We start from the raw sequence: 23,553 nt of genomic DNA, 5'->3' as shown, positions 1-23,553 counted from the left end.
GCGGCGCTACGCGGACCGGCCGGCCCCCGAGAGCGCGGCGCCGGCGCCCTGCTGGAGGCCGGTCGACTGGATGATGTTGAACGCGGTCATGAGGTCGGTGCGGGAGACGATGCCGACCATCTCGCCGGCGGCGTCGGTGACGACGAGCCGGCCGACGCCGTGTTCCTGCATGGCGTCGAGGGCGTCCATCGCGTTGCTGGTCTCGCCGATGGAGTAGACGTCGTCGTTCATCACCTCCTCGACGAGGATGGCGTCGCGCTCGACCTGCTTGACGTCCCGGGCGTCGTCGAGGGTCACCATGCCGACGACGTCGCCGTCGCGCGTGACCGGGTAGCCGGTGTGGCGTTCGTCGAACATGCGCTCCATCAGTTCGGCGACCGAGGCGTCGGCGTCGACGGTGTGGACCTCGTCGGTCATCACCTCCGCGACGCTGACGTCCTCGAAGGCGGCGTTCATCACGGTGCGCTGGGCTTCGCCGGACGCGCCGACGTAGATGAAGAAGGCGATGGCGATGAGGATGAGGTTGAACCCGAGGATGCCGACGATGCCGAGCAGGAGCGCGAACAGCTTCCCGACCTCGGCGGCGATCTGGGTCGCGCGCGCGAACGAGCGCCGGCGAGCGAGGAGCGCACGGAGGACGCGTCCGCCGTCCATCGGGAAGCCCGGCAGGAGGTTGAACGCCGCGAGCGCGAAGTTCATGAGCGCGAGGTAGCCGACGACGAACCGCAGGGCGTCCAGCGACGCGGGGAGGGCCTGGAGCGCGACGAACGACAGCACGCCGAGGAGGACGCTGACGACGGGGCCGGCGATGGCGATGAACAGCTCCTGTCGCCACTCCTCGGGCTGGTCGGAGAGGCTGGCGATGCCGCCGAGGATCCACAGCGTGATGGAGTCGATGGGGAAGCCGTACCGCATCGCGACGACGCTGTGCCCGAGTTCGTGGAGGACGACCCCGGCGAACAGGCCGACGGCGGCGGCGACGCCGAGGTACCACCGCATCGGTTCGGCGGTGAGGGGGTCGGCCGCCAGCTGGGCGTCGAACGGCGCGGCGTTCAACGTCGACACCCAGACGTCGACCTGCGTCCCGATGAGGTACGCGAACACCGGGAGGATGATGAGGAAGGTGACGTCGAGCTTGATCGGGATGCCGAACGCGCTCCCGACTCTGAAGCTTCGCATGCGCGAGGATACCGGTGCAGTCCGCATAAATCCGGGGGCGAGCGGCGGACGCGGTCCCAGGAGCGGAGAGCGCAGTCGAGAGAACGAGGAGCGCATCCGGGGGAGCGAGAAGCGCAGTCGGCGAGTGCGCCGACCCGGCCGGCGCGGCGTCAGTACGCGGCCTCGAGGACGGCCTCGACGTCCGCCGCGGTCAGGTCGAGGTCGGCGGGCGCGTTCGCCATGAAGGAGTCCTTGACGACGCTGCGCGCGACGCGCTCGAAGTCCCCGGGTTCCGGGCCGTCGACGTCGCGGAGGCGGCTGGGGAGGCCGAGCGCGTCCCGGACGTCGGCGACGGCGTCGACGACGGCGCTCGCAGGGTCGGCGGCGCCGCCCACGCCGAGCGCGTCCGCGAGCAGGTCGCGGCGGCCGTCCACCTCCGCGAAGAGGTGCTCAAGGACGTGGGGGGCGACGACTGCGTGCGCGGCGCCCTGCTGCACCGAGAAGCCCCGCGTGAGGCCGTGGCCGAACGAGTGGACGACCGACAGCGTGGTCCCGTCGGGTCGTGACGCGCCGTACTGGACGAGAATCAGCCCCTCCAGGACGGGTTCGAGGACGTCCGGGTCGGCGCCGCGCTCGCCGAGGGCGCGGAGGCCGTCGGCGAGCAGACCGAGGCCCCGGGCGGCGGTGGCGTCCGTGACCGGTGTGGCGTTGGCCGCGTACAGCGTCTCGACGCCCTTGTCGAAGCCGTTCATCGCGGAGCCGGCGAGCACGGATTCGGGCGTGGTGGCGACGAGCTCGGGGTCGTAGAACGCCGCGGTCGGCAGCAGGCGGCGGTCCGAGAGGCCGCCGCTCGTGGGCTTCTCGACGAGCGCCGAGTCGGGGAGCGCGGAGAGGCCGGCGACCTGCGAGAGGTCCGCGCCGGCGAGCGTGGTGGGGACGGCCACGACGGGCGGGAGGTCGCCGTCGGGCATCGGGAGCGTGTGCGTCTCCGCGAACGTCTCGCCCGCCTCCGCCGGGTCGTGGCCGCCGGCGGCGAGCACGCTGACCGCCCTCGCGACGTCGAGGCTGCTGCCGCCGCCGAGCGCGACGACGGCGTCGGCGTCGTGCTCGCGGACGGCGGCCCGCCCGTCGAACGCGGTGTCGAGGCGCTTCTCGGGCGTCGTCTCCGCGAACACGCCCGCGAGCCGGTCGCCGAGGCCCGCCTCCACCGGGTCCATCACTGCCGGCGTGCTGCCGACGGTGGCCCCGCAGACGACGAGCGCGCGGTCGAGGCCGTGGCGCGCGAGCTCGTCGCCGAGGGCCGCGACGCTGCCGCGGCCGAACCGGAGCACCGGCGGGTCGTAGTCGAAGCGGAACGGCTCGCCGACGCGGTCAGAGCCCGGAACCGTCATGGGTGGAGTGGCGTCGTCGGACGGCAAGTGTGTGGTGGTGGGTGGGGCGTGAGTGCGTTACTCGCCGGCCGGGGCCGGCCGCGGCGGGTCGAACGCCGGCAGCGCCGCCTCGATTCGTTCCCGTTCGTCCTCGAGCCACTCCGGGAGGACGAGCGAGGCGCCGAGTTCGGCGGGCGGTTCGTCGACGTCGAAGCCGGGGCCGTCGGTCGCGAGTTCGAAGAGGACGCCGCCGGGCTCGCGGCAGTACAGCGACTGGAAGTACGTGCGGTCGACGGGGCCGCTCGCGGAGAGGCCGCGGTCGGCGTAGGCGTCCTTCCACGCCCGGAGGTCCGCGACGCTGTCGGCGGTGAACGCGACGTGGTGGACCGTGCCGACGCCCGTCCGGCCGCGCGGCGCGTCCGTCTCCACGAGGTCCAGCACCGAGTGCGGGCCGCCCGAGGGAGTCTGGAACCGCCTGCGGTCGCCGTCGTCGGCGACGCGCTCGTAGCCGAGCACGTCCGTGAGGACCGCCTCGGTGGGCCCGTACTCGGCGACGGCGAGCGTGACGCTGTGGAAGCCGCGGAGCTGGTGGTCGGCCGGCACCGGGCTGTCGGGCCAGGGCGCGGCGTCCGCGTCGGCGGCGCGGTCGCCGCGGGCTCGCGGCCCGTCGCCGCCCGCCGGGTCCGCGGAACGACGGTCCGTGCTCGCGACGAGTTCCAGACCGACGCCGTCCGGGTCCTCGAAGCGCAGGACGGGGTCGCCGAAGCGCTCGGTCTCGGTGACGTCGACGCCCCGGGCTCCGAGGCGGTCGCGCCAGTAGCCGACGGAGTCCGGCCGGATCAGGTACGCGGTGGCGCGCGTCTGGCCGGCGCCGAACTCGCCGTCGCGGCCGGCGTCCGTCCACGGGAAGAACGTGACGTTCGTCCCGGGCGTCCCCTCGCCGTCGCCGAAGTAGAAGTGGTACGTCTGCGGGTCGTCGTGGTTCACCGTGCGCTTGACGAACCGCAGGCCGAGGGTCTCGACGTAGAAGTCCGCGTTCGCCTGCGGGTCGCCCGCGATGGCGGTGACGTGGTGGAGCCCGCGCGTGGTCGGTGACATACCACCCAGTAAGGCGCGGAGCCACCTATACGCTCGTAGACGGCAGCGTCACCGGGTGACGCGGCCGTCACCACGGGACGACCGGGTGAGCGAATCGTTAACACGCCGGCGGGCGAACGCGCCCCATGGGCTGCCCCCACCTCGAGTACCGCAGCGAGGGCGACACCCGGACGTTCGACGCCGAGCGCGCGTTCTGCACGGTCACCGGGTCGTTCGTCCAGCCGATGCGCGCGGACGTCTGCAACGACCGCTACGACCTCCACCACGCCGACCACTGCGAGATCTACCGGGACCACGCGCACGGCGACGGGAGCGGCGACGCCGGCGCGGAGGGCGACCCGTGACCTACGAGGGCTTCCTCGCCGGCGACCCCGTGATCGTGACGGCCGCGCTGACCGGCGGCGTGCACGGCAAGGAGGCGAACCCGAACCTCCCGGAGACGCCCGAGGAGATCGGGCGGGCGGCGGCCGAAGCCGAGCGAGCGGGCGCGGCCGTCGTGCACGTCCACGCGCGCGAGCCGAGCGGCGAGCGGTCGTTCGACGTCGCTGACTTCCAGGCCGTCGACGACGAGATTCGGGCGCGCGCGGACGACGTGATACTCCAGCACTCCACGGGCGGCACGGGCGCGCCCGGCGACGTCCGCCACCAGCCGCTGCGCACGGACCCGGCGCCGGAGATGGCGAGCCTCGACATGGGGCCGCTGAACCGCTACCGCCACCTCACCAGCGAGAACACGCGCGGCCTCGTCGACTCCCTGCACGAGGAGATGCGCGAGCGCGGCATCAAACCCGAACTGGAGGTGTTCAACGACGGCCACCTGAACGAAGTCCACCAGTTCCTCGACAGACGGGAGGTCGCGGACCCGCCGTACGCCACGCTCATCCTCGGGCCGGGGACGCTCACGCCGGCGAGCCCCCGGAACCTCCAGCACCTCGTCGACGCTCTGCCCGCGGGCGCCGAGTTCAACACGCTCGGGTTCGGCCGCCACCAGCTCCCGATGGCGACACAGGGCGTCCTGCTCGGCGGGCACGTCCGCGTCGGCCTCGAGGACAACGTCTACTACGAGCGCGGCGAACTCGCCGAGAGCAACGCCCAGCTCGTCGAGCGCGTCGTCCGCGTCGCCGAAGAACTCGGGCGCGAGGTCGCGTCGCCCGCGCAGGCCCGCGAGATTCTCGGGCTGTGACCGCTTCGAGTTCGCGCGTACCCGTATTCGGGCGCTCTCTCGCCCGGCGTTCGAGCACGCTCGACGTCGCGGACGGCTACGCCTAAGGCGCGCGCCGCCGAACGACTCGGTATGAGCGAGACCGAGCCAGCCAGTCACGTGGTGAAACGCGCCGGCGACGCGGAGTACGAGGCCGTCGGCGCCGCCGACGGCATGCGGAAGGGCGTGCTGGTCGACGAGTCCGACGGAGCGCCCAACTTCGCGATGCGGCGGTTCGTCCTCGAACCCGGCGCGCGCGTCCCCGAGCACACCAACGAGGTCGAACACGAGCAGTACGTCCTGAGCGGCGAGTACACGGTCGGCATCGAGGGCGAGGAGTACACGGTCGGCGCCGGCGACAGCCTCCTGATTCCCGCAGGCGCCGTCCACTGGTACGAGAACGACGGCGACGAGGAAGGATCGTTCATCTGCGTCGTGCCGAACGGCGACGACGACATCCGGCTGGTGGAGTAGCGGTCAGCGCGGTTCCGTCGGCGTCGCGTCCCGGACGAAGTACGCGCCGTCGAAGGCGTCGAGCGCGCCGTACTGCCTGGAGAACGGCCGGTCCTCGTCGGGGTCGACGACGCCGGCGACGAAGCGGTGCCGTCGTTCGGGAGCGAGCCAGTCCGCGAGCGGCGAGCCGTCGGCCAGCGACCGGTAGTCCGCGACCGCGGCGGGCGCGTCGAGGCCGTCGAAGAGCCCGGGGACCGACGTCCCCGGCGGTTCCGGGACCCACAGTTCGGTCATCGCGTACGCGCCGTCGGCTGTTTCGACGTCCGCGTCGTCGCCGTCAGTCGGCGCGTAGGCGCGCACCGCGCCGCGAGAGAACTGGCCGCCGAGCGCGTAGTAGGCGTCGCCGTACCGCTCGCCGAGGCGGTCACCCATCGTGCGAGCGGGGTGGCCCGGACCCGTCATGCGACCGCGCTTGACGTGGTTGTCGTGCGCCCAGACGGCGACCGGGCCGCCGGCGTGGTCGCTGATCCACGCGACCTGTGCGGCCATGCACTCGTCGCGGAACCCCCACTGCGTCGGGCGGTCCTCGGCGGCGAGACGAGCGAACTCGCAGGCGCGCCGCAGCGTCCAGAGGTGACGTCGGGCGGCCGGCGCCGCGGCGTCGCAGTCGGCGAACCGCGCGGTGAGGCGGTCGGCCGCTCGCTCGGCGGTCTGGAGGCAGTCGGCGTCGACGTCCGCGCCCTCGAATACGCCGTCGGCGGCAGCGTCGAGCGCCTCACAGAGGCCCTCGGGAGCGACCCCGGTGTCGGCGACGTGGTCGCGCAGCGCCGCCGCGGCGCCGGCAGCCGACTGCACGTCGACGCCGTAGACGGCGACGCGGTCCTCGGGCGGCCGGCCGTCGTTGAACGCGCGCAGCCACCGGACGAGGGCGGCGAACGACTCGACGGCGTACATCGAGAGGCCGAGGGCCGCGAGGACCGCGGCGAGGTCGCCGTCGCCGCGTCGGACGTAGTCGTCGAGGGCGACAGTCTCAGCGTACGGCGCTTCGAGTGCGAGCGCGCGACAGCCGTGTTCGGCGACGAGACGGCGGAGCAGGCGGCGCTTGCACTGCACGAACTCGCGTGTCCGGTGTGTCGCCTCGCCGAGGCCGACGACGGCGGCGTCCGCGACGGCGTCGTCGAAGGCCGGCAGCGGCGCGCCGTCGACTGTCGGGTCGGTCGACTCGAACTCGGTGCTGATTGCGCGGAGGCGGTCCACCAGTTCGGGTGCGGTGTCGATGCGGATCATGGGAGCGCCGCGTCCGTGCGGCGGCCGGCCGCAGGCGCGGCACAGTGCCGCGGCTGCGGCCAGCGAGGAGACGACCCGAACTGCGACGCCCTCGCGCATAAATTCCGCGGTTGGACACGCGGCGACCGGCGACGCCACGAGTCGAACCCCTGAAATACCGCGCTCGCCTACCACGATTCGTGTCTGAGCAGGTCCAGCGCGTCGACACGCTGTTCCTCCACGAGGTCGGCGACGAGTACCTCGTCGCGGCCCGCCGGGGCGACCAGCGGCTGTTCCGCGCGAAGCTCGAACTGACCGAGCGCGACGCCGGGCCCCGTCCCGGCCGGTTCCGCGTGCGGACGGGCGGCGGCGAGGAGCCGCGCAGCCCCGACCAGTTCGTGGACGTCGCGCGGCGCGCGGACCGCATCCGCATCAGCGAGCAGACCTCCCGGGCGGGCCGCGAGGAGCTCACCGAGATGCTGGACGCCTACCAGCAGGACGCGAAGGCCGTGCGGACGTGCCGGTACTGCGCGGGACAGGGCCGGTACTCCCCCATCACGTCGGAGACGGCCATCGAGGCCGACGGCGAGTACATCTGCCAGGACTGCGCGATCCGGGAACTGGAGCGCGAGCTCTCGTTCAACGGCGGCATGACGGGCGCGGCCCAGGACCGCCTCGAGGAGCTACTGCTGGAAGAACAGGACCTCGACCGCATCACGGGCCTCCTGCAGGGGAACCTCGACCCCGACCTCACGAAGTTCGACGAGGTGTCCGCGACCACCGACGAGGTCGACCCGGTGCCCGTCGCGGACCTCGACCTCCACCCGGGCGTGAAGGACCTCCTGCTGGACCGCTTCGAGGAGCTGTTGCCCGTGCAGAGTCTGAGCGTGGAGAACGGCCTGCTCGACGGCGAGGACCAGCTGGTGGTGTCCGCGACGGCGACCGGGAAGACGCTGGTCGGCGAGATGGCGGGCCTCCACCGGCTGCTCTCCGGGAAGGGGAAGCTGCTGTTCCTGGTGCCGCTGGTGGCGCTCGCGAACCAGAAGTACGGGGACTTCCGCGAGGAGTACGGCGGCCTCGCGGAGGTCACGCTGCGCGTCGGGTCGTCGCGGATTCGCGACGACGGCAACGCCTTCGACCCGTCGGCGGACGTCATCGTCGGCACCTACGAGGGCATCGACCACGCGCTCCGCACCGGGAAGGACCTCGGGGACGTCGGGACCGTGGTCATCGACGAGGTGCACACGCTCAAGGAGGACGAACGCGGCCACCGGCTGGACGGCCTCGTCTCGCGACTGAAACACTACTGCGAGCGGCGCAGCGAGCGCCGCGAGGACTACCACGGCGCGCAGTGGGTGTACCTCTCGGCGACCGTCGGCAACCCCGGGGAGCTCGCGCGCGGACTCGACGCGAACCTCGTGGAGTTCGAGGAGCGCCCGATCCCCATCGAGCGCCACGTCACGTTCGCCGAGAGCGCGGAGAAGCCCGACATCGAGAACAAGCTCGTGCGCCGCGAGTTCGACCGGGAGTCCTCGAAGGGGTACAAGGGCCAGACCATCGTCTTCACTAACTCACGGCGGCGCTGCCACGAGATCTCGCGGAAGCTCGACTACCCGTCGGCCGCCTACCACGCCGGCCTCGACCAGGGCGAGCGGCAGTCCGTCGAGCGCCGGTTCGGGAACCAGGACCTCGCGGCGGTCGTGACCACGGCGGCGCTCGCGGCGGGCGTGGACTTCCCCGCCAGCCAGGTCGTCTTCGACCGGCTCGCGATGGGCATCGAGTGGCTCTCCGTCCAGGAGTTCGAGCAGATGCTCGGCCGCGCTGGCCGACCGGACTACCACGACCGCGGGAAGGTGTACATGCTCGTCGAGCCGGACGCCGCCTACCACGCGTCGATGGAGGGCACCGAGGAGGAGGTCGCGTTCAAACTCCTCAAGGGCGAGATGGAGGACGTGGTCACGCACTACGACGAGACCGCCGCCGTCGAGGAGACGCTCGCGAACGTCGCGGTCGGCGGGAGGGCGGCCAAGCGCCTGAACGACCGGATGCTCGGCGAGGTGCCGACGAAGCACGCGCTCGGGAAGCTCCTCGAGTACGAGTTCATCGACGGCCTCGAGCCGACCGACCTGGGGCGCGCGGTGACGAGGCACTTCCTCGACCCGGCCGAGGCGTTCACGATCCTGGACGGCGTCCGGAAGGGGACGGACCCGTACGGCGTCGTCGCCGACATCGAGTTGCGCGACGAGGAGTGAGGCGGGGCGGCCACCGCCGGCAGGGGCCGCGCGCGAGCGAGTCCGCCGTTCGATTTTAACGGGAGGCGAGTGAATTGGTAGCACATGACCCTCGCGGTCGCGGCCGCGACGCTCGCGGCCTCCGTCGGCGGCGCCGCCGTCGTGCTCTGGCTGGCGTGGCGCGCACACCGGCCGCCGGACGCCGCGGCGGCGCGCGCGGACGGCGGCACGTCGACCGACGGCGAGCCGACCGCGGACGGCGGCGAACCCGCCGACGGTACGCCGACCGCGGACGGCGGCGCGCCCGCGTCGCCGGGGTGGCTGCTCGGCACGTCGCGCGCGCACAAGGCCGGCGGCGTCACGCGGTGGCTGACCACCGTCGACCACCGGGACATCGGCCTGCTGTACCTCGCGTTCGCCGCCGTCGCGTTCCTCTGGGGCGGCACCGACGCGATGATGATGCGCACCGAACTGTTCGGCCCGGAGGTCGCCGTCTGGGACGCCCACACGTACAACGCCCTGTTCACGATGCACGGCCTGACGATGCTGTTCCTGTTCGGCACGCCCGCGCTCGCCGGCCTCGGGAACTACCTGATTCCGCCGCTCGTGGGCGCCGACGACATGGCGTTCCCGCGCATCAACGCCATCGCGTTCTGGCTGCTCGTCCCCGCGCTCGCGCTCATGCGCGTCGGCCTGCTCACGGACGTCGTCGGCCACACCCTGATCGGCGGCGGTGTCCTCACCGGCCTCGGCGAACAGCTGCTCGCGCTCGCGCCGCCCGCCACCGGCTGGACGTTCTACACGCCGCTGTCCGTCCGGCTCGAACTCCCGACCGTGAGCGTCGTCCTGCTCGGCCTCCACCTCTCCGGGGTCGCCACCACCATGTCCGCCATCAACTTCATCGCGACCATCTTCGCCGAACGCGACGCCGCCTGGCACGACCTCGACATCTTCTCGTGGACGATGCTCACGCAGTCCGGGCTCGTCCTGTTCGCGTTCCCGCTGCTCGGGAGCGCGCTCGTCATGCTCCTGCTGGACCGCACCGTCGGCACCACGTTCTTCGCGCTCGGCGGCGGCACCCCCATCCTCTGGCAGCACCTCTTCTGGTTCTTCGGCCACCCCGAGGTGTACATCCTCGTCCTCCCGCCGATGGGCCTGGTCTCGTTCATCCTCCCGAAGTTCGCCGGCAGGCGGCTGTTCGGGTTCAAGTTCGTCGTCTACTCGACGCTCGCCATCGGCGTCCTGAGCTTCGGCGTCTGGGCCCACCACATGTTCGCTTCCGGCATCGACCCGCGGCTCAACGCGTCGTTCATGGCCGTCTCCATCGCCATCGCGGTCCCGTCGGCGGTGAAGGTGTTCAACTGGATCACCACGATGTGGAACGGCAACATCCGGCTGACGGCCCCGATGCTGTTCTGCATCGGCGGCGTCGGCACGTTCGTCGTCGGCGGCGTCACCGGCGTCTTCCTCGCCGCCATCCCCGTCGACCTGCTGTTGCACGACACCTACTACGTCGTCGGCCACTTCCACTTCATCATCATGGGGCTCATCTCCTACGCCGTCTTCGCCGCCGTCTACTACTGGTACCCCCTGGTCGTCGGCAAGCACACGAACTACGCGCTGTCGGTCGCGCACTTCGCGCTCACCACGGTCGGCGTCACGCTCGCGTTCGGCGCGATGATGGTCATGGGCAACGCCGGCCTCCCGAGGCGGTACGCCGCCTACCCCCCGGAGTTCGCCACCCTCCAGCAGGTCGCCACGGTCGGCTCCGTGCTCATCGCCGTCGGCACGGTCGTCTGGCTGTTCAACCTCGTGCAGTCCTACCGGATGGGCGACCCCGTCACCACCGACGACCCCTGGCGCCTCCGCGAGCACGGCGACCGCCGCACCGCCGAGTGGGACGCGCTGCCGTTCCCCGAACCGGCGTCCGAGTCCACGTCCGAGTCCGCGCCGGCGGCCGACGGCGAGGAGTAGTCAGACGTCCGCCAGCGAGTGGTAGACCGCGCCGAGCGTGAACCCGTACAGGAGGTGAGCGAACAGCGTGAACGCCACGTGGAGTGCGCCCTCCGCCGTCCCCAGGTCCGGCGACCCGATCGCGAGGAACAGCACCCACAGCGGCAGGCTGAACGCCATCCCGCGGATCGCGGGGTCGCCGCCGCCCGGCAGTCGCGCGAGGTAGCCGCCGACGGCCACGAACACCAGCGGGAAGACGACCATCCCCGCCACGAGGAACACCAGCAGCCCCAGCGCGGGCTGGTCCGGCAGTCCCGCGTACCGCGCGATGGCGCCGCCGACGCCGAGTTCGAACCGCGCTTCGACCTCCCCGATGACCAGCACCACGGTCATCGCGACGGTGCCCGCCACGCCGCCCGCGATCGCGCGCCGAACTGGGTCCACGCCTCACCACCTCCTACAGGGGGACCGCCAGCAGCGCCGGCGAGAACGCCACGCCCAGCACCGCCAGCAGGATGACCAGTATCGCGCCCGGCAGCCCGCCGACCGCGACGATCAGCAACACGAGCGGCGTCACCGCAACCTCCGCGCCGAGCGCGTCCGCGATCAGGATCACCACCAGGCCCACGACGGCGTTGACGATGAACGGCTTCACCGCGCGGATCACGCGGTACGCGCCGAACAGTGCCACCAGCACGACCACCGCGAGCGCGATCTCCAGGGTCGTCGCCATACCACCCCCATCGACACCGACGGCGAAAGTCGTTGTGGCGGTCGACGCCGAGCGAGGGCCCCGAGCGGGCCGAACCCGAACAGTGGCCCGCCAGCGCGCCGAACCCGAACAGTGGCCCGCCGCGCGACGAGTCGGAGCGACGGCTCCCAGCGCGCCGAACGAAACCCTTACGCACGGGACGCGAGTACGGAGACGTACGGGACCGTGGGGTAGCTTGGTAACCTTCGAGCCTTGGGTGCTCGTGCCTCCGGTTCAAATCCGGACGGTCCCACTTCGTTCTCACCGCCGCCGCGTCCACGCCGGTCTCACCGCCGCCGACCGAGAAGCGACGGCCGCGGCGCGGCCGAGCGTCGCGACCGGACGGGGAGTCGGTCAGTTCTCGACGGTGACCTCCTCCTGCGTGACGACGGCCTTCGTGCCGCTGGAGCCGACAGCCGTGACGGTGACCGTGATGGTCTCGCTGCCGGACCCGTCGTAGTGAAGTTCGACCGTCTCGCCGACGCTCGTGATGTTGTGCGTGCCGCCAGCGAATTTCACGTCGCCGGAGTCGTCGTCGTGGGTGACGTTGAGGTAGTCCGCGTTGCCTTCCGAGATCCACGAGACGGTGGCGTTGCCGTCCTCGGTCTCGGTGATGTCGGCGCCCGCGTTGACGTTCTCCTGGACGTTGCCGCCGAAGCCGAGCACGAAGCTCGCGATGACGGCGGCGAGGATGACCGTGATGGCCACCATCAGGATGACGCCGATGACGGGCGAGACGCCGCGCGAATCGGGGTCGGTGGTGTCTTGACTTGGTTCGAGCATGAGTGGTCAGGGTGCGTCGGGTTGCCGACGTCGCTCACTACCTGTCGACTGCGGACAATAAGTACCGGGGTCGCTCCCAGGGGGTGAAACCGCAGGACGGCTGACTGGCGTCCGACGGGCGTCGGCGGTCGGCGCGGAAGCAGCGCTCGCGACCGGGGGAAGACCCTTCCCGCGCGCGGCCGACGGTCCCACTGTGAGCGAACTCCACCCCGAGGACGTCGCGCCCCGGTGGGTGTGGCTGGCGACCGCCGCGAGCGCCGTGCTCGCGGTCGCCGCGCACCTCGCGGGCGGCGTCGCGGCCGCCGCAGTCGCCCCCCTCGCTGGCGTGACCGCGGTGGGCGTCACCGCCCTGCTGTACGGCTGGGGGCAGGTCAGAGACGAGTACGACGACGGCGAGGGCGGCGACGACGGCGACGGCACGGACCGCCGCGAGCGCGAACTGGAGGCGGAGGCCGGCGGGTACGGCGGGAGCCAGGGCGGCGGGTAGCGGTCACTCGAAGCGCGTGACGTCGTAGACGCCGACCATGTCGGTCTCCTCGACGCGCGCCGTGACGTCTGCGCCCTCCTCGGGCGCCGTGTCCGCGACGAGCGTCACCGCCTCGATGGGACGCCGCAGCACGAACGCCTTCACGCGCTCCAGCCGGGACGGCCGGCCGCCCTTCCGGCAGACGAGCACGTAGCGTTCCGCCGCGAGCTCCCGCAGCCCCGGCTGGAGCGCGTCCGCCTCGACGTCCGCCGGGTCGACGACCGCCAGCACCTGCGTGTCCAGCGTCTCGGGCACGCCTCCGTGCAGGCGCCGGACGGCAATATGTCTTCCCGGAGCGGGACGCTTTTCCGCGTCGGGGCGCGACGCCGGCGTATGGCCGCCGGGTCGGTGCTGCTCGCTGTCGCGGCGCTCGTCCTCTACGGCGCGTGGGCGGTCGCCTCGGGCGTCGCGACGCGGTCGCTGTCCGCGCTGAACGCCGTGTTCGTGTCGTACGTCGCCAGCCTCGTCGTCGTCGGCGGCGTCGTGGTCGCGGCGCGGCGGCCGATGACCGGCAGCCGCGTCGACGTCGCGTTCGCCGCCGTCTCCGGGGTCTGTCTCGCCGCCGCCACCGTCAGTTTCTACGCGGCGCTCGCGCGCGGCAACCTGGCCGTCGTCTCCGCCATCGTCGCGCTGTACTTCGTCGTGCCCGCCGTGGTCGGCGTCCTCTACTTCGACGCGCAGCTGTCAGCGGCGAACGTCGCGGGGCTCGCACTCGCCGTCGTCGCCGTCGTCCTCGTCGCGGCCTGACCGACGGGGTCGTCGCGACCCGACCGCGGCGTCGACCGGCTACGCGGCGAGTTCGACGTCCGCGAGGTCGACGCCCGTCACCTCGAAGCGCGCGCCCGTGTCGGCGGCCGCGGCGTCCGTCGCGGCCACCGACCAGCCGTGGGCCTCCGCGATGGTCCGGACGATGGCGAGCCCGAACCCGGTCCCGTCGGCGGTCGAGACGCCCATCCCGAAGACGCTCTCCCGGTCGGCCTCGGGAATCCCGGGACCGTCGTCCTCCACGTAGAACCCCCGGCCGTCGTCGAGGACGCCGACGCGCACGGTCACGTCGGCGCCGCCGTGCTCGGCCGCGTTCCGGAGGACGTTCTCGAGCAGCTGGACGACGCGGTCCGCGTCCGCCTCGAAGGCCGCGTCGTCGTCGACGACCAGCGTCGCGTCCGGCGCCGCGATGGACGCCCACGCGCGCTCCGCGAGCGCCGCCAGCGTGACGCGCTCGCGGTCGCCGATGTCCGCGCCCTCCCGCGCGAGCAACAGGAGGTCGTCGATGAGCGCCTCCATCCGGTCGAGCGCGCCCGCGACGGCGTCGAGGTCCTCGCTGTCGCGGCGCTCGCGCTCCATGTCCAGGCGGCCCGCCGCGACGTTCAGGGGGTTGCGGAGGTCGTGGCTGACGACGCTCGCGAACTCGGCGAGGCGCTCGTTCTGCCGTTCGAGCGCGCGCCGGTTCCGCTCCGCGCGCGTGACGTCCGCGACGACGACCATGCGGCCGACGCGCGTCCGCCCGAACGTGAACGGCGTCGCGGACACCTGGAAGAACCGCCGCTCGCCGTCCACCGTCAGCTCGAGGACGGGGGCGTCCCCGGGCAGTCGCTCGGCGAGGCCGGGCGCGACGTCCGCCAGCGGGGCGCCGGTCGCGTCCGCCAGCGCGGGGAACAGGTCGACGGCGCGCTGGTTCGCCTCGCGGACGGCGTCGTCGTCGGTCAGGAAGACGACGGCGTCGTCGACGTCCGCGGCGAGCCGGACCGCCTGGAAGCGCTCCTCGTAGACGAACAGCACGCCGACCGCGAACGCCGCGACGCCGAGCGGCTCGTAGGTGAGCGCCGCGAGGTGCGGCGTCGCGGTGCCGACCACGTCCGCGACCACCGGCAGCCCCGTGAGGCCGACGAGCGCGAGCAGCGGCCGCGTGTCGTAGCCCGTCTGGGTCAACAGCTCGAACAGCATGAACCCGCCGACCGCAGCGAGCGCGTACGACGCCCCCATCGCGAGCCAGTGTACGACGCCGTGCCGGACCGCGAGGTGGGGGAACGGCGCGGACACCCGCACGAGGTCGTAGTACGCGCCGTGGACCGGGTTCGTGAGCTTCGCGACGACGACGACGAGGAACACCGCGAGGGCGGCCCGTCGGACGGCCGGGTTGCGGTGGAGGGTCCGTCCCGTGTACGCCGAACAGAAGTACAGCCAGGCGCCGACGGTCGCGAACCCGGCGACCAGGCCGACGGTGTAGACGCCGACCTTCACCGGCTGCGTCGGCAGCGCGAGGAAGCCGGCCTGCGCGGCCGCCCAGCCGCCGCTGGTCGCCAGCAGGCCCGCGAGTCCGCGCCGCGTGTCCGGGTCCTCGACGTAGCGGACCCGCGACAGCCCCGCGAAGCACGCCAGGGCCGCCACGGCGAACGCCGCGACGTGGGCCGCGAACGCGACGCCGGTCATCGGTCAGTCATCGATTGCCGGCCGTTCGCCGCGGACCCCCTTACCAGTTCTGGGCCGGCGAGCCGCCGCGGCGGGTCGGGCGACGGCCGCGACGCCAGCACAGCCGCGCGTGCGCCGTCCACGGATCCGGCGCGGCCTGCGAGCGGTTCGGGCTTTGCGAACCTTCTTAGGCGAGCGCGCGCAACCTACCGTGGACAGAATGGCGCAGGCCGCCAACCAGGAACTCGTCGACCGCTTCGAGGAGTTCTACCGCCGGTACTACAGCGACGACGTCGCCGAACTCGCGCGCAAGTACCCCCGGGAGTCGAAGAGCCTCCACCTCGACTGGCGGGACCTCTACCAGATGGACCCCGACCTCGCGGACGACTTCATCAACCACCCCGACGACCTCCGCGAGGCCGCCGAGGAGGCGCTGCGGCTGTACGACCTCCCGGTCGACGTCTCGCTCGGCCAGGCGCACGTCCGCGTCCACGGCCTCGAGGAGTCGACGGAGATCCGGGAGATCCGCGCCGAACACCTCAACACGCTCGTCTCCGTGCAGGGGATGGTGCGGAAGGCGACCGACGTCCGCCCGAAGATCCAGCGCGCCGTCTTCGTCTGCCAGCGCTGCGGCGCCGAGACCGACGTCCCCCAGGGGGACGCGGGCTTCCAGGAGCCCTACCAGTGCGAGTCCTGCGAGCGCCAGGGGCCGTTCAAGCTCGACCCCGAGCGCTCGGAGTTCGTCGACTCCCAGAAGCTCCGCATCCAGGAGTCCCCCGAGGGGCTGGCGGGCGGCGAGACCCCCCAGAGCATCGACGTCCACGTCGTCGACGACGCCACCGGCGAGGTGACGCCCGGCGACCACGTCACCGTCACCGGCGTGCTGCGGCTCGACCAGAGCGAAAGCGGCGACGACTCGCCCGTCTTCGACCTCTACATGGAGGGGTCGTCGGTCGTCGTCGAGGACGAGGAGTTCGAGGAGATGGACATCACGGAGGCGGACAAACAGCAGATCGTCGAGATCTCCGACCGCGAGGACATCTACGAGCAGATGGTCGACTCGATGGCGCCGTCCATCTACGGCCACCGCCAGGCGAAGCTCGCGATGATCCTCCAGCTGTTCTCCGGCGTCTCGAAGGAGCTACCCGACGAGTCCCGGATCCGCGGCGACCTCCACATGCTCCTCATCGGGGACCCCGGTACGGGGAAGTCCCAGCTCATATCGTACATTCAACATATCGCGCCGCGGTCCGTCTACACGTCCGGGAAGGGGTCCAGTTCGGCCGGGCTGACGGCGGCGGCGGTCCGCGACGACTTCGGCGACGGCCAGCAGTGGACCCTGGAGGCGGGCGCGCTCGTGCTCGCCGACCAGGGCGTCGCCGCGGTCGACGAGCTCGACAAGATGGCCGCCGACGACCGGTCGGCGCTCCACGAGGCGCTCGAACAGCAGAAGATCAGCATCTCGAAGGCGGGCATCAACGCGACGCTGAAGGCGCGGTGTTCGCTGCTGGGCGCGGCGAACCCGAAGTACGGGCGGTTCGACCAGTACGAGCCCATCGGCGAGCAGATCGACCTCGAGCCCGCCCTGATCTCGCGGTTCGACCTCATCTTCACGGTGACCGACGAGCCCGACCCCGAGGCGGACGCCCAGCTCGCCCAGCACATCCTCCAGACGAACTACGCCGGCGAGCTGAACACGCAGCGCGAGCAGCTCGCGAACGCCAACCACAGCGCCGAGGAGGTGGCGTCCCAGACGGACACCGTCGCGCCGGCCATCGAGGCGCCGCTGCTCCGGAAGTACATCGCGTACGCCCGCCGGAACTGCTTCCCGACGATGACCGACGAGGCGAGGCAGGCCATCGAGGACTTCTACGTGGACCTGCGCGCGGAGGGCCAGGGCGAGGACGCGCCCGTGCCCGTGACGGCCCGCCAGCTCGAGGCGCTCGTGCGGCTCGCGGAGGCGTCCGCGCGCGTCCGGCTCTCGGACACGGTCGAGCGCGAGGACGCCGAGCGCGTCATCGACATCACGCGGTCGTGCCTGCAGGACATCGGCGTCGACCCCGAGACGGGCGAGTACGACGCGGACGTCGTGGAGACCGGCCGCTCGAAGACCCAGCGGGACCGCGTGAAGAACGTGAAGGCGATCATCAAGGAGATCGAAGACGAGTTCGACGAGGGCGCGCCCGTCGAGGAGGTCCTGGACCGCGCCGAGGAGGTCGGGATGGACGCGGAGAAGGCCCGCCACGAGATTGACAAGCTCAAGGAGAAAGGCGAACTCTACCAGCCGAACAAGGACCACCTGCGCTCGATCTGATGGACCGGATCTCCGCGTTACGGAACGTCGAGGACGCGCTCGCGGACTTCGAGGCGGGCGACGCCAGCCTCGAGGACGTGGAGGACCGCGTGCTCGGCGTGCTGCGGACGTACGCGACGGACTTCGAGAGCGAGGACGGCGACCGCGCGGCCTACCTGGCGACCGGGGACCCGGGCGTGGAGGGCGTGGTCGTGGTCGCGGCGTCCGCGGCGGCGGCCCGCGAGCGCGTCGCCGAGCGTGCGGACGCCCCCGGGGAGTTCCGCGTGGAGCGCCTGGATTGATTCCGCTGCTTCGAAAGTAATTTTTACGCCCGGGCGGAGTTCCGGGTAGTGCTGCTGGTGGTGACGTACTCGCGGGCCGCCCGCCAGACCATGCGGAACGTCTGCAGCGCCCACGACGACTGCGTCGTCCGGCGGTTCGGGCGCGCGGCGCTGCTCGCGGAGACCGAACTCGGGGCGTTCCACGCGCTCCGCCTCCGCGAGAAGCACGGCGGCGACGTCCAGGTCGAGCGCACCGAACCGCTCAACGAGTTCAGCGACGTCCCCGAGAGCGTTCGCGCGGCCGCGGCCGCCTACGAGGCCAGGGACGCCGCGAGCACGCCGTACGGGAAGTTCGCTGCCGGCACCGACCACCCCGCGGTGGACGCGATGCGCGACGCCGACCTATGAACGTCCGGTTCGCCGGCGTCGACCGCAGCGGGCCGGCCGTCGACCTCCGGGACGCCGACGTCGACGCGGAGACCGTGGTCCGCGCGGTTCGCGACCCCGATGACGACCGCGTGCGCGGCCCGGACCCGGAGACGGGCGCGCGCGCCCTCTTCGACCCCGCAGCGCTCCACGAGCGCGTCGGCTTCCTGCGCCGCGGCACGTCGGTCGCGGTCGTCCCGGCGGTGGCCGCGGCGGCGCGGTCGCGGGGCGCGAGCACCGAGTACGACGCGGCGCTGCGGGAGGTCCGCCGCGAGCTGGACGACGTTGACGCGCCCGCTGTGGACGTCGCGGCGGCCCGCGAGCGCGTCGCCGAGACGGCCGCGGACGTCGACCGGCTGCGGGAGGCCGTGTCGCGGGCGAGCGGCCGCGTCGAGGCGCTGCGCGACGCGGGCGGCGACGTCGACGCGGCCGAGGCCGACCTGGCGGCGGCGACCAGGGAGCTCGCCGAGCGGGAGACCGAGTACCACGCCGCGCGGGAGGCGCTGGCGGCGGCCGAGCGGCGGGCCCGCGAGGCGCGGGACGCCCGCGAGCGCCGCCTCGAGCTCGAGGACCGGTTCGACAACCGCCGCCGGGACGCCCGCCGCGCGCTCGCCGACGCGTTCTCGGGGTCGTTCCGGCGGGCCGTCGCGGCGCTGCCGGTGCCCGGCGAGCCGGCCCGGCCGGCCGAGTTCGCGGGGCCGGACTGGGCGGCCGCGTGTGCGGTCGCGCGGACCGCGCGGACGACGGCGCCCGTCGTCGTCGCGGCGGACCTCGTCGAGTCGGCGACCGGCGGGCGCCGGGTCGGCGACGCGTCGCGGTGGCGGGCCGCACTGGACGCGCCGGTCGTGCTGGTCGAAGTTTAAGCCGGAGCGCGCGACCACCCCCGGACATGGACCTGGAGACTGCGACGGAGCGGCGGCGCGGCGTCACGCTGGTGTCGGCGCGCCTCCACAACGACGCCGAGCACGCGGTCCGCGTCCGGGTCGCGGACCGCTGCGGCGGCAGCGTCTGGCCGCCCCGCGAGGACGGCCTGCCGGCGCCCGGCTGGGACGACGGCGGCTGGGAGGGCGTCCTCGGCGCCGGGGAGACGCACCCGCTCGGGTACGCGACGGCTGCCCGACCGCCGGCGCCGCCCGTCGAGGTGGCGTGGACGGAGCGCGCCGCCGAGGGCGAGCCGTCCCCGGCTGCGGCGCTCGCGGACCTCGGCGACCCGCGGCCGCCCCGCGACGCCGTCGCGCCGCCGACCGCGTCGCTCCCGTCTGGCGTCCGCGAGTGGCTGGACGGCGTCGCGGCGCGCGCCGACCGCGGCGAGACGACCGACGAGGACCGCGCCGGCGTCGCCGCGCTCGCGGCGCGAGCGAACCGCCTCCGGGGCGTGGTCGAGGAGTGATTCTCGCCGTCTGCGGCGGCAAGGGCGGCGTCGGGAAGACGACGACGGCGCTGAACCTCGCGGCCGAGCTGGACGCGGTGCTCGTCGACGCGGACCTCGGCATGGCGGACGTCCCGGCGGGGAGGGGGCCGGACCTCCACGACGTGCTCGCGGGGCGTGCGTGCGCGGTCGAGGCCGTCCGCGAGCGCGGCGACCCGGCAGTCCTCCCCTGCGGTCGGACGCTCGCCGGCGCTCGTGAGGCGGACCCGCGGCGGCTCGTGGACGCGCTCGCCGCCGTCGAGGCCGAGTACGAGCGCGTGGTGGTGGACTGTCCGGCGGGCCTGCGCGCGGACGTCGGCATCGGGCTGCTCGCGGCGGACGCGGCGGTGCTGGTGACGACGCCGGACCGCGCGGCGCTGGCGGACGCGCTGCGCGCGCGGTCGCTCGCCGTCGAGCTGGACGCGGGGCTGGCCGCCGTGGCGTACAACCGCGCCGACGAGGGCAGCGACGCGGTGCGGGACGCCCTCGGCGCGCCGGTCGTCGCGGTGCCACACGGGGAGCCGGCGGCGGCCGCGGTGGCGTCGGGCCGGCCGGCGTGCGCGCTCGCGCCGGACTCGACCGTGGCGGCGCGGTACGGCGCGCTGGCGGCGCGCGTGCGTGACTGCGCGGAGTGACGGGAGAACGATGCGGCCTGGTCAGTCCTCGAGGTCCTCGTACGTCGAGCGGAGCGTCACGGGCGTGACGTCCGCGACGTCGGCGGCGTCGGCCTGCGTGAGCGGCTCCTCGAGGTCCCGGGCGGCGGTGTACAGGCAGGCGGCGGCGACGCCGCTGGGGTTGCGGCCGGCGACGAGGTTGCGGTCCTCGGCCTCGGCGACGTACTCGCGTGCGCGGGACTCGACGGCCTGGGGGACGTCGAGTTCGGTGGCGTACCGGGGCAGGTACTCTCTGGGGTCGATGGGGCCGGTCGGGAGGCCGAGTTCGCGGTTCATCGCGTCGTAGGCGGCCGAGAGCTCGTCGCCGTCGGCGCGCGCCACGGCCTCGAGTTCGCCCTGCGTGCGCGACAGCGAGTTCGTGCGGCAGACGGCGTACACCGCGGCGGCGGCGAACCCCTCGATGGAGCGCCCGCGCAGCAGGCCCTCGCTCTGCGCGGAGTCGAACAGCGCACACGCCTGGTCGCGGACGCTGCGCGGCAGGTCGAGTTTGCCGACGAGCCGCCGGATCTCCGTGAAGCCGTACACCTGGTTGCGGTCGGCCTTCGAGGGGATGGACGCGCGCTTGTGCTGGCGGCGCATCCGCGCGAGGCGGCGGCGCTTGCGGCCCTTGACGCGCGTCGACCGGCCGATCTCCGTGGAGAGGCCGCGGTCGTGGCGGGCGCGCGTGAGCGGCGCGCCGGTGCGCTCGGGGTTGGTGTCGTCGTCGCCGAACTGCCGCCACTCGGGGCCGCGGTCGATGCGGTCCTCGGAGACGACGAGGCCGCAGTCGCTGCAGACGCGTTCGGTGTCGCGTTGCCGGACGACGCCCTGGCACTCGGGGCAGGTCGCTGACTGGCTCATCACACCTGGACGTAGGCGCCGGAGCAGTATTTAAAGGCGGGGCGAACCGGCCGATTCCGGGGGCGAGCGGCCCCGAAAGCGTACCGGTTACCGGTACGTTCGACGGCCGACCGCGGGTAGATTGCCCCGGTTCGTGTCGTAATTTTAAGTGTGCGTGGGCAGAAGCGACGGGCATGGGTCTGGCGGACATCGCCGAGGGGGTGACGGTGACGACCGAGCAGCGCGAGCGCGGCGTCGCCAGCGTCGACCGGACCGGCGGCTCGCTGGCCGACCAGCTCGCGGCGCTCGAGGGGGACCTGCCGGTGCCGTCCAGTGAGGCCGCCGCGCTCGCCGAGGCGTACGCGGGCGGCGCGAGCGTCGGCGACGCCGCCGACGAGGTGGGCGTGCCGGCGACGACCGCGGCGAAGGCGCTGCACCGCCTCGGCTTCGAGGGGCTGTCGCCGTTCTCGCCGCTGCAGCGGGACGTCCTCGCGGACTGGCTCGCGGCGGAGCTCTCGCGCGCGGACGCGCTCGAACTCACGGGCGCGAGCGACCGCGAGTTCGCGCTCGCGGCGTTCGTCGCCACCCACGACCCCGTCGAGGGCGCCGCCGAGGCCGTCGACGGCGCGCTGTCGACCTCGCGGGACGCGATGGTCGAGAAGCGTGACGCCCTCGGCGCGACGCTCCCGGACCGCGACGGCTGAGGCGAGCGGTCAGGAGAGCTTCTGTTTCGCCGCGTCGAAGACGGAGTCGTCGCCGGCGTCCACGTCGACGGTCGCGTCGAACAGCGACTCGGCGACGCCCGCGACGCTCGCGGTGAACGGCCCGGCGCCGTCGAGCGCCACCACCCGCTCGGGGACGCCGGTGGCGTCGTGTTCGGGGACGGCGCAGTCCGCGTCCGGCGCGGGCTCGGTGGTCCGGTTCGCGACCGCGAGGTCGAAACTCGAGCCGACGTCCGCGAGGCGGCCGCGGGCGCGCTGGAGGCTGTCGACGCCGCGGTCGCCCGGCGGGAGGACGGCGGCGACGCGGTCGGCGGCGGTGACCGCGGCGACGGCCTGGTTGGCCGCGACGGGCGGCGCGTCCACGAGCACGTAGTCGTGGGTCGCGGCGAGGCCGTCGAGGCGGTCGCCGAGCCGTTCGGCCGCCTCTGGCGCCTTCGCGTCGGCGATGCGGGCGAACGGCGCGAACGCCGGGTACGCGGCGACGTCGCCGGGCGCGTCGGGCGCGAGGTCGTGGCGGGCGTCCGCGAGCGCGGCGTCGCCGGTCAGGAGGCGCGTGGCGTCGGCGTCGATGCGGCCGTCGACGTACTGCGCGAGGCCCTGCGTGGCGAACGCGGCGTCGAAGACGCCGACGCTGGCGCCCTCGCGGGCGAGCACGGCGGCGGTCTCCACGCAGAGCCGCGTCGTGCCGGCGCCGCCGGCGACGCCGACGAGCGCGGCGGTTGCTGGCTGCATGCCAGCAGGTTCCGCCGCTCCCGCACTAAAATTCGTGGGTTCGGGCGCGGATTATTCGTCGACCGCGTCGGCGATGTCGTCGGCGATGGCGTCGAGTTCGTCCTCGGAGAGCTCGGGCCGGTCGCCGGCGACGGCGTGGACGGGGCGGCCGCCGTCGCCGTCGAACCGCGGGATGATGTGGCCGTGGACGTGCGGGACCTCCTGGCCGGCGGCCTCGCCGTTGTTGAACGCGACGTTGCTCGCGTCCGCGTCCACGGCGTCCTCGACGACCGGCGTGAGGGAGTGCAGGGCCGCGAACAGCGACTCGCCGCCCGCCGGCGGCACGTCGCGCAGCGTCTCGTGGTGGGCTTTCGGGACGACGAGCGTGTGGCCGGGCGCGAGGGGGTTCGCGTCGAGGAACGCGAGCACGTCGGCGTCCTCGTAGACGACGCGAGCGGGGATCTCGCCGTCGACGATCCGGCAGAAGATGCAGTCCTCGGACATACGCGTGTCGTCGTGCGCCGGGAGTAAAAACCTACTCGGGACGGCGCCGGGGCACTCAGACGCGGTCGGCGACCGAGGCGCGGAACCGCTCGCGGTCGACGACCCGCAGCGTGAGGTCGCCGGTGGCGACGGCGGTGCCGTCGGCGCGCTCGGCGCGGCACGCGAACGAGAGGTCGGGGCGGTCGACGGCGACGAGGGTGGCAGTGACGTCGACGTCGCCGCCGACGCCGACGGGCGCGAGGTGGGACAGCGAGGCGCCGCGCGTGATGACGCCGTCGCCGTCGGCGAGGCGGCCGCGCAGGGACTCCCGGGCGACGACCTCGAAGTGCGCGAGCAGCCGCGGGGTGCCGAGGACGCAGGTGGCTTCCTCGCTGGCGGCGTCGGTGGCGGCGGGGTCGCCGGGCGGGTCGTACTGCGGGCCGAACGCGACGGTGGCGCTGTCGGCGTCGAGCGTGAACGTGGCCTCGCCGTGGACGTCGGCGTCGGCGAGCGCCGCGAAGGCGTCGGACATGCGTG

General features: G+C 73.3%; 27 protein-coding genes and 1 tRNA gene. 15 read left to right on the top strand and 13 right to left on the bottom strand.

Annotation, left to right across the window (positions count from 1 at the left end):
• Positions 1 to 6: 6 nt before the first annotated feature.
• The 3 genes from U5911_RS05825 to U5911_RS05815 form a co-directional block, all read right to left on the bottom strand.
• On the bottom strand, positions 7 to 1,179 hold the full coding sequence (locus tag U5911_RS05825) for a M50 family metallopeptidase (protein ID WP_336036012.1): 1,173 nt from the start codon (positions 1,177 to 1,179) through the stop codon (positions 7 to 9).
• Positions 1,180 to 1,328: 149 nt separating this feature from the next.
• Positions 1,329 to 2,549: an iron-containing alcohol dehydrogenase family protein gene (locus U5911_RS05820; protein ID WP_336036011.1), complete on the bottom strand. Its 1,221-nt coding sequence runs from the start codon at positions 2,547 to 2,549 to the stop codon at positions 1,329 to 1,331.
• 57 nt (positions 2,550 to 2,606) lie between these two features.
• Positions 2,607 to 3,626 (bottom strand): ring-cleaving dioxygenase, encoded by a 1,020-nt coding sequence (locus U5911_RS05815; RefSeq protein WP_336036010.1) that lies wholly within the window; start codon positions 3,624 to 3,626, stop codon positions 2,607 to 2,609.
• A 125-nt stretch (positions 3,627 to 3,751) separates the two neighbouring features.
• On the opposite strand from U5911_RS05815, the gene U5911_RS05810 reads away from it, so the two are divergent.
• The 3 genes from U5911_RS05810 (at position 3,752) to U5911_RS05800 (ending at position 5,301) form a co-directional block, all read left to right on the top strand.
• Positions 3,752 to 3,970, top strand: coding sequence for a hypothetical protein (locus tag U5911_RS05810; protein ID WP_336036009.1), 219 nt, complete (start codon positions 3,752 to 3,754; stop codon positions 3,968 to 3,970).
• Positions 3,967 to 4,809, top strand: coding sequence for a beta-keto acid cleavage family enzyme (locus tag U5911_RS05805; protein WP_336036008.1), 843 nt, complete (start codon positions 3,967 to 3,969; stop codon positions 4,807 to 4,809). The genes U5911_RS05810 and U5911_RS05805 overlap by 4 nt, the downstream gene beginning before the upstream one ends.
• Positions 4,810 to 4,920: 111 nt before the next feature.
• The gene (locus tag U5911_RS05800; protein WP_336036007.1) at positions 4,921 to 5,301 is read left to right on the top strand and encodes a cupin domain-containing protein; all 381 of its coding nucleotides are present in this window, start codon (positions 4,921 to 4,923) and stop codon (positions 5,299 to 5,301) included.
• A gap of 3 nt (positions 5,302 to 5,304) precedes the next feature.
• Here the strand turns inward: U5911_RS05800 and U5911_RS05795 are convergent, their stop codons facing one another.
• Positions 5,305 to 6,567, bottom strand: a complete 1,263-nt coding sequence (locus U5911_RS05795; protein ID WP_336036006.1) for an erythromycin esterase family protein — start codon at positions 6,565 to 6,567, stop codon at positions 5,305 to 5,307.
• 179 nt (positions 6,568 to 6,746) lie between these two features.
• Here U5911_RS05795 and U5911_RS05790 point away from each other — a divergent pair, with 179 nt between their 5' ends.
• Together U5911_RS05790 and U5911_RS05785 are read left to right on the top strand one after the other, a co-directional pair.
• The gene (locus tag U5911_RS05790; RefSeq protein ID WP_336036005.1) at positions 6,747 to 8,798 is read left to right on the top strand and encodes a DEAD/DEAH box helicase; all 2,052 of its coding nucleotides are present in this window, start codon (positions 6,747 to 6,749) and stop codon (positions 8,796 to 8,798) included.
• Between the two features lie 84 nt (positions 8,799 to 8,882).
• Positions 8,883 to 10,751 (top strand): cbb3-type cytochrome c oxidase subunit I, encoded by a 1,869-nt coding sequence (locus tag U5911_RS05785; RefSeq protein ID WP_336036004.1) that lies wholly within the window; start codon positions 8,883 to 8,885, stop codon positions 10,749 to 10,751.
• On the opposite strand, the gene U5911_RS05780 is transcribed toward U5911_RS05785, so the two are convergent.
• A complete protein-coding gene (locus tag U5911_RS05780; protein WP_336036003.1) occupies positions 10,752 to 11,174 on the bottom strand; it encodes a DUF6789 family protein in 423 nt (140 codons plus the stop codon).
• A gap of 13 nt (positions 11,175 to 11,187) precedes the next feature.
• Entirely contained in the window at positions 11,188 to 11,463 is a 276-nt protein-coding gene (locus U5911_RS05775; RefSeq protein WP_336036002.1) for a pro-sigmaK processing inhibitor BofA family protein, read from the bottom strand.
• A 198-nt stretch (positions 11,464 to 11,661) separates the two neighbouring features.
• Between U5911_RS05775 and U5911_RS05770 the strand changes: the two genes are divergently transcribed.
• Positions 11,662 to 11,734 (top strand) — tRNA-Pro (locus tag U5911_RS05770).
• A gap of 101 nt (positions 11,735 to 11,835) precedes the next feature.
• On the opposite strand, the gene U5911_RS05765 is transcribed toward U5911_RS05770, so the two are convergent.
• Positions 11,836 to 12,264, bottom strand: coding sequence for a type IV pilin domain-containing protein (locus U5911_RS05765; protein WP_336036001.1), 429 nt, complete (start codon positions 12,262 to 12,264; stop codon positions 11,836 to 11,838).
• Between the two features lie 193 nt (positions 12,265 to 12,457).
• Between U5911_RS05765 and U5911_RS05760 the strand changes: the two genes are divergently transcribed.
• A complete protein-coding gene (locus U5911_RS05760; RefSeq protein ID WP_336036000.1) occupies positions 12,458 to 12,751 on the top strand; it encodes a hypothetical protein in 294 nt (97 codons plus the stop codon).
• A 3-nt stretch (positions 12,752 to 12,754) separates the two neighbouring features.
• Here the strand turns inward: U5911_RS05760 and U5911_RS05755 are convergent, their stop codons facing one another.
• Complete coding sequence (locus tag U5911_RS05755) at positions 12,755 to 13,045, bottom strand: DUF7526 family protein (protein WP_336035999.1); 291 nt, start codon at positions 13,043 to 13,045, stop codon at positions 12,755 to 12,757.
• A 78-nt stretch (positions 13,046 to 13,123) separates the two neighbouring features.
• Here U5911_RS05755 and U5911_RS05750 point away from each other — a divergent pair, with 78 nt between their 5' ends.
• Positions 13,124 to 13,537, top strand: a complete 414-nt coding sequence (locus tag U5911_RS05750) for an EamA family transporter (protein WP_336035998.1) — start codon at positions 13,124 to 13,126, stop codon at positions 13,535 to 13,537.
• 39 nt (positions 13,538 to 13,576) lie between these two features.
• Here U5911_RS05750 and U5911_RS05745 read toward each other — a convergent pair whose 3' ends face one another.
• Positions 13,577 to 15,220, bottom strand: coding sequence for a sensor histidine kinase (locus tag U5911_RS05745; protein WP_336035997.1), 1,644 nt, complete (start codon positions 15,218 to 15,220; stop codon positions 13,577 to 13,579).
• A 199-nt stretch (positions 15,221 to 15,419) separates the two neighbouring features.
• Between U5911_RS05745 and U5911_RS05740 the strand changes: the two genes are divergently transcribed.
• The 6 genes from U5911_RS05740 to U5911_RS05715 are packed head-to-tail and all read left to right on the top strand — an operon-like array spanning position 15,420 to position 20,242.
• Complete coding sequence (locus U5911_RS05740; protein WP_336035996.1) at positions 15,420 to 17,513, top strand: minichromosome maintenance protein MCM; 2,094 nt, start codon at positions 15,420 to 15,422, stop codon at positions 17,511 to 17,513.
• Entirely contained in the window at positions 17,513 to 17,794 is a 282-nt protein-coding gene (locus U5911_RS05735) for a DUF7854 family protein (RefSeq protein ID WP_336035995.1), read from the top strand. Before U5911_RS05740 ends, U5911_RS05735 begins: the two co-directional genes overlap by 1 nt.
• Before the next feature lie 48 nt (positions 17,795 to 17,842).
• Positions 17,843 to 18,181, top strand: a complete 339-nt coding sequence (locus U5911_RS05730; protein WP_336035994.1) for a DUF7855 family protein — start codon at positions 17,843 to 17,845, stop codon at positions 18,179 to 18,181.
• Entirely contained in the window at positions 18,178 to 19,062 is an 885-nt protein-coding gene (locus U5911_RS05725; RefSeq protein WP_336035993.1) for a DUF7856 family protein, read from the top strand. The genes U5911_RS05730 and U5911_RS05725 overlap by 4 nt, the downstream gene beginning before the upstream one ends.
• Before the next feature lie 26 nt (positions 19,063 to 19,088).
• Positions 19,089 to 19,589: a DUF7857 domain-containing protein gene (locus U5911_RS05720; protein WP_336035992.1), complete on the top strand. Its 501-nt coding sequence runs from the start codon at positions 19,089 to 19,091 to the stop codon at positions 19,587 to 19,589.
• On the top strand, positions 19,586 to 20,242 hold the full coding sequence (locus U5911_RS05715) for an AAA family ATPase (RefSeq protein WP_336035991.1): 657 nt from the start codon (positions 19,586 to 19,588) through the stop codon (positions 20,240 to 20,242). Before U5911_RS05720 ends, U5911_RS05715 begins: the two co-directional genes overlap by 4 nt.
• Positions 20,243 to 20,263: 21 nt before the next feature.
• On the opposite strand, the gene U5911_RS05710 is transcribed toward U5911_RS05715, so the two are convergent.
• Positions 20,264 to 21,121, bottom strand: a complete 858-nt coding sequence (locus U5911_RS05710; protein WP_336035990.1) for a transcription initiation factor IIB — start codon at positions 21,119 to 21,121, stop codon at positions 20,264 to 20,266.
• Between the two features lie 173 nt (positions 21,122 to 21,294).
• Between U5911_RS05710 and U5911_RS05705 the strand changes: the two genes are divergently transcribed.
• Positions 21,295 to 21,804, top strand: a complete 510-nt coding sequence (locus U5911_RS05705; protein ID WP_336035989.1) for a DUF7858 family protein — start codon at positions 21,295 to 21,297, stop codon at positions 21,802 to 21,804.
• A gap of 9 nt (positions 21,805 to 21,813) precedes the next feature.
• Here the strand turns inward: U5911_RS05705 and U5911_RS05700 are convergent, their stop codons facing one another.
• From U5911_RS05700 to U5911_RS05690, 3 genes are read right to left on the bottom strand one after another with little or no spacing between them, the layout of a single operon-like run.
• Complete coding sequence (locus tag U5911_RS05700) at positions 21,814 to 22,554, bottom strand: ParA family protein (protein WP_336035988.1); 741 nt, start codon at positions 22,552 to 22,554, stop codon at positions 21,814 to 21,816.
• Positions 22,555 to 22,605: 51 nt separating this feature from the next.
• Positions 22,606 to 23,037 (bottom strand): HIT family protein, encoded by a 432-nt coding sequence (locus U5911_RS05695; RefSeq protein ID WP_336035987.1) that lies wholly within the window; start codon positions 23,035 to 23,037, stop codon positions 22,606 to 22,608.
• A 55-nt stretch (positions 23,038 to 23,092) separates the two neighbouring features.
• Positions 23,093 to 23,548 carry a thioesterase family protein gene (locus tag U5911_RS05690; RefSeq protein ID WP_336035986.1) on the bottom strand — a complete coding sequence of 152 codons (456 nt, stop codon included), beginning with the start codon at positions 23,546 to 23,548 and terminating at the stop codon, positions 23,093 to 23,095.
• Positions 23,549 to 23,553: the final 5 nt, after the last annotated feature.

The sequence above is a fragment of the Halobacterium yunchengense genome (assembly GCF_037031165.1).
Classification (GTDB): Archaea; Halobacteriota; Halobacteria; order Halobacteriales; family Halobacteriaceae; genus Halobacterium; species Halobacterium yunchengense.
Note: the sequence above shows the minus strand (reverse complement) of the source record. Positions and strands in the feature narration are given on the sequence as shown.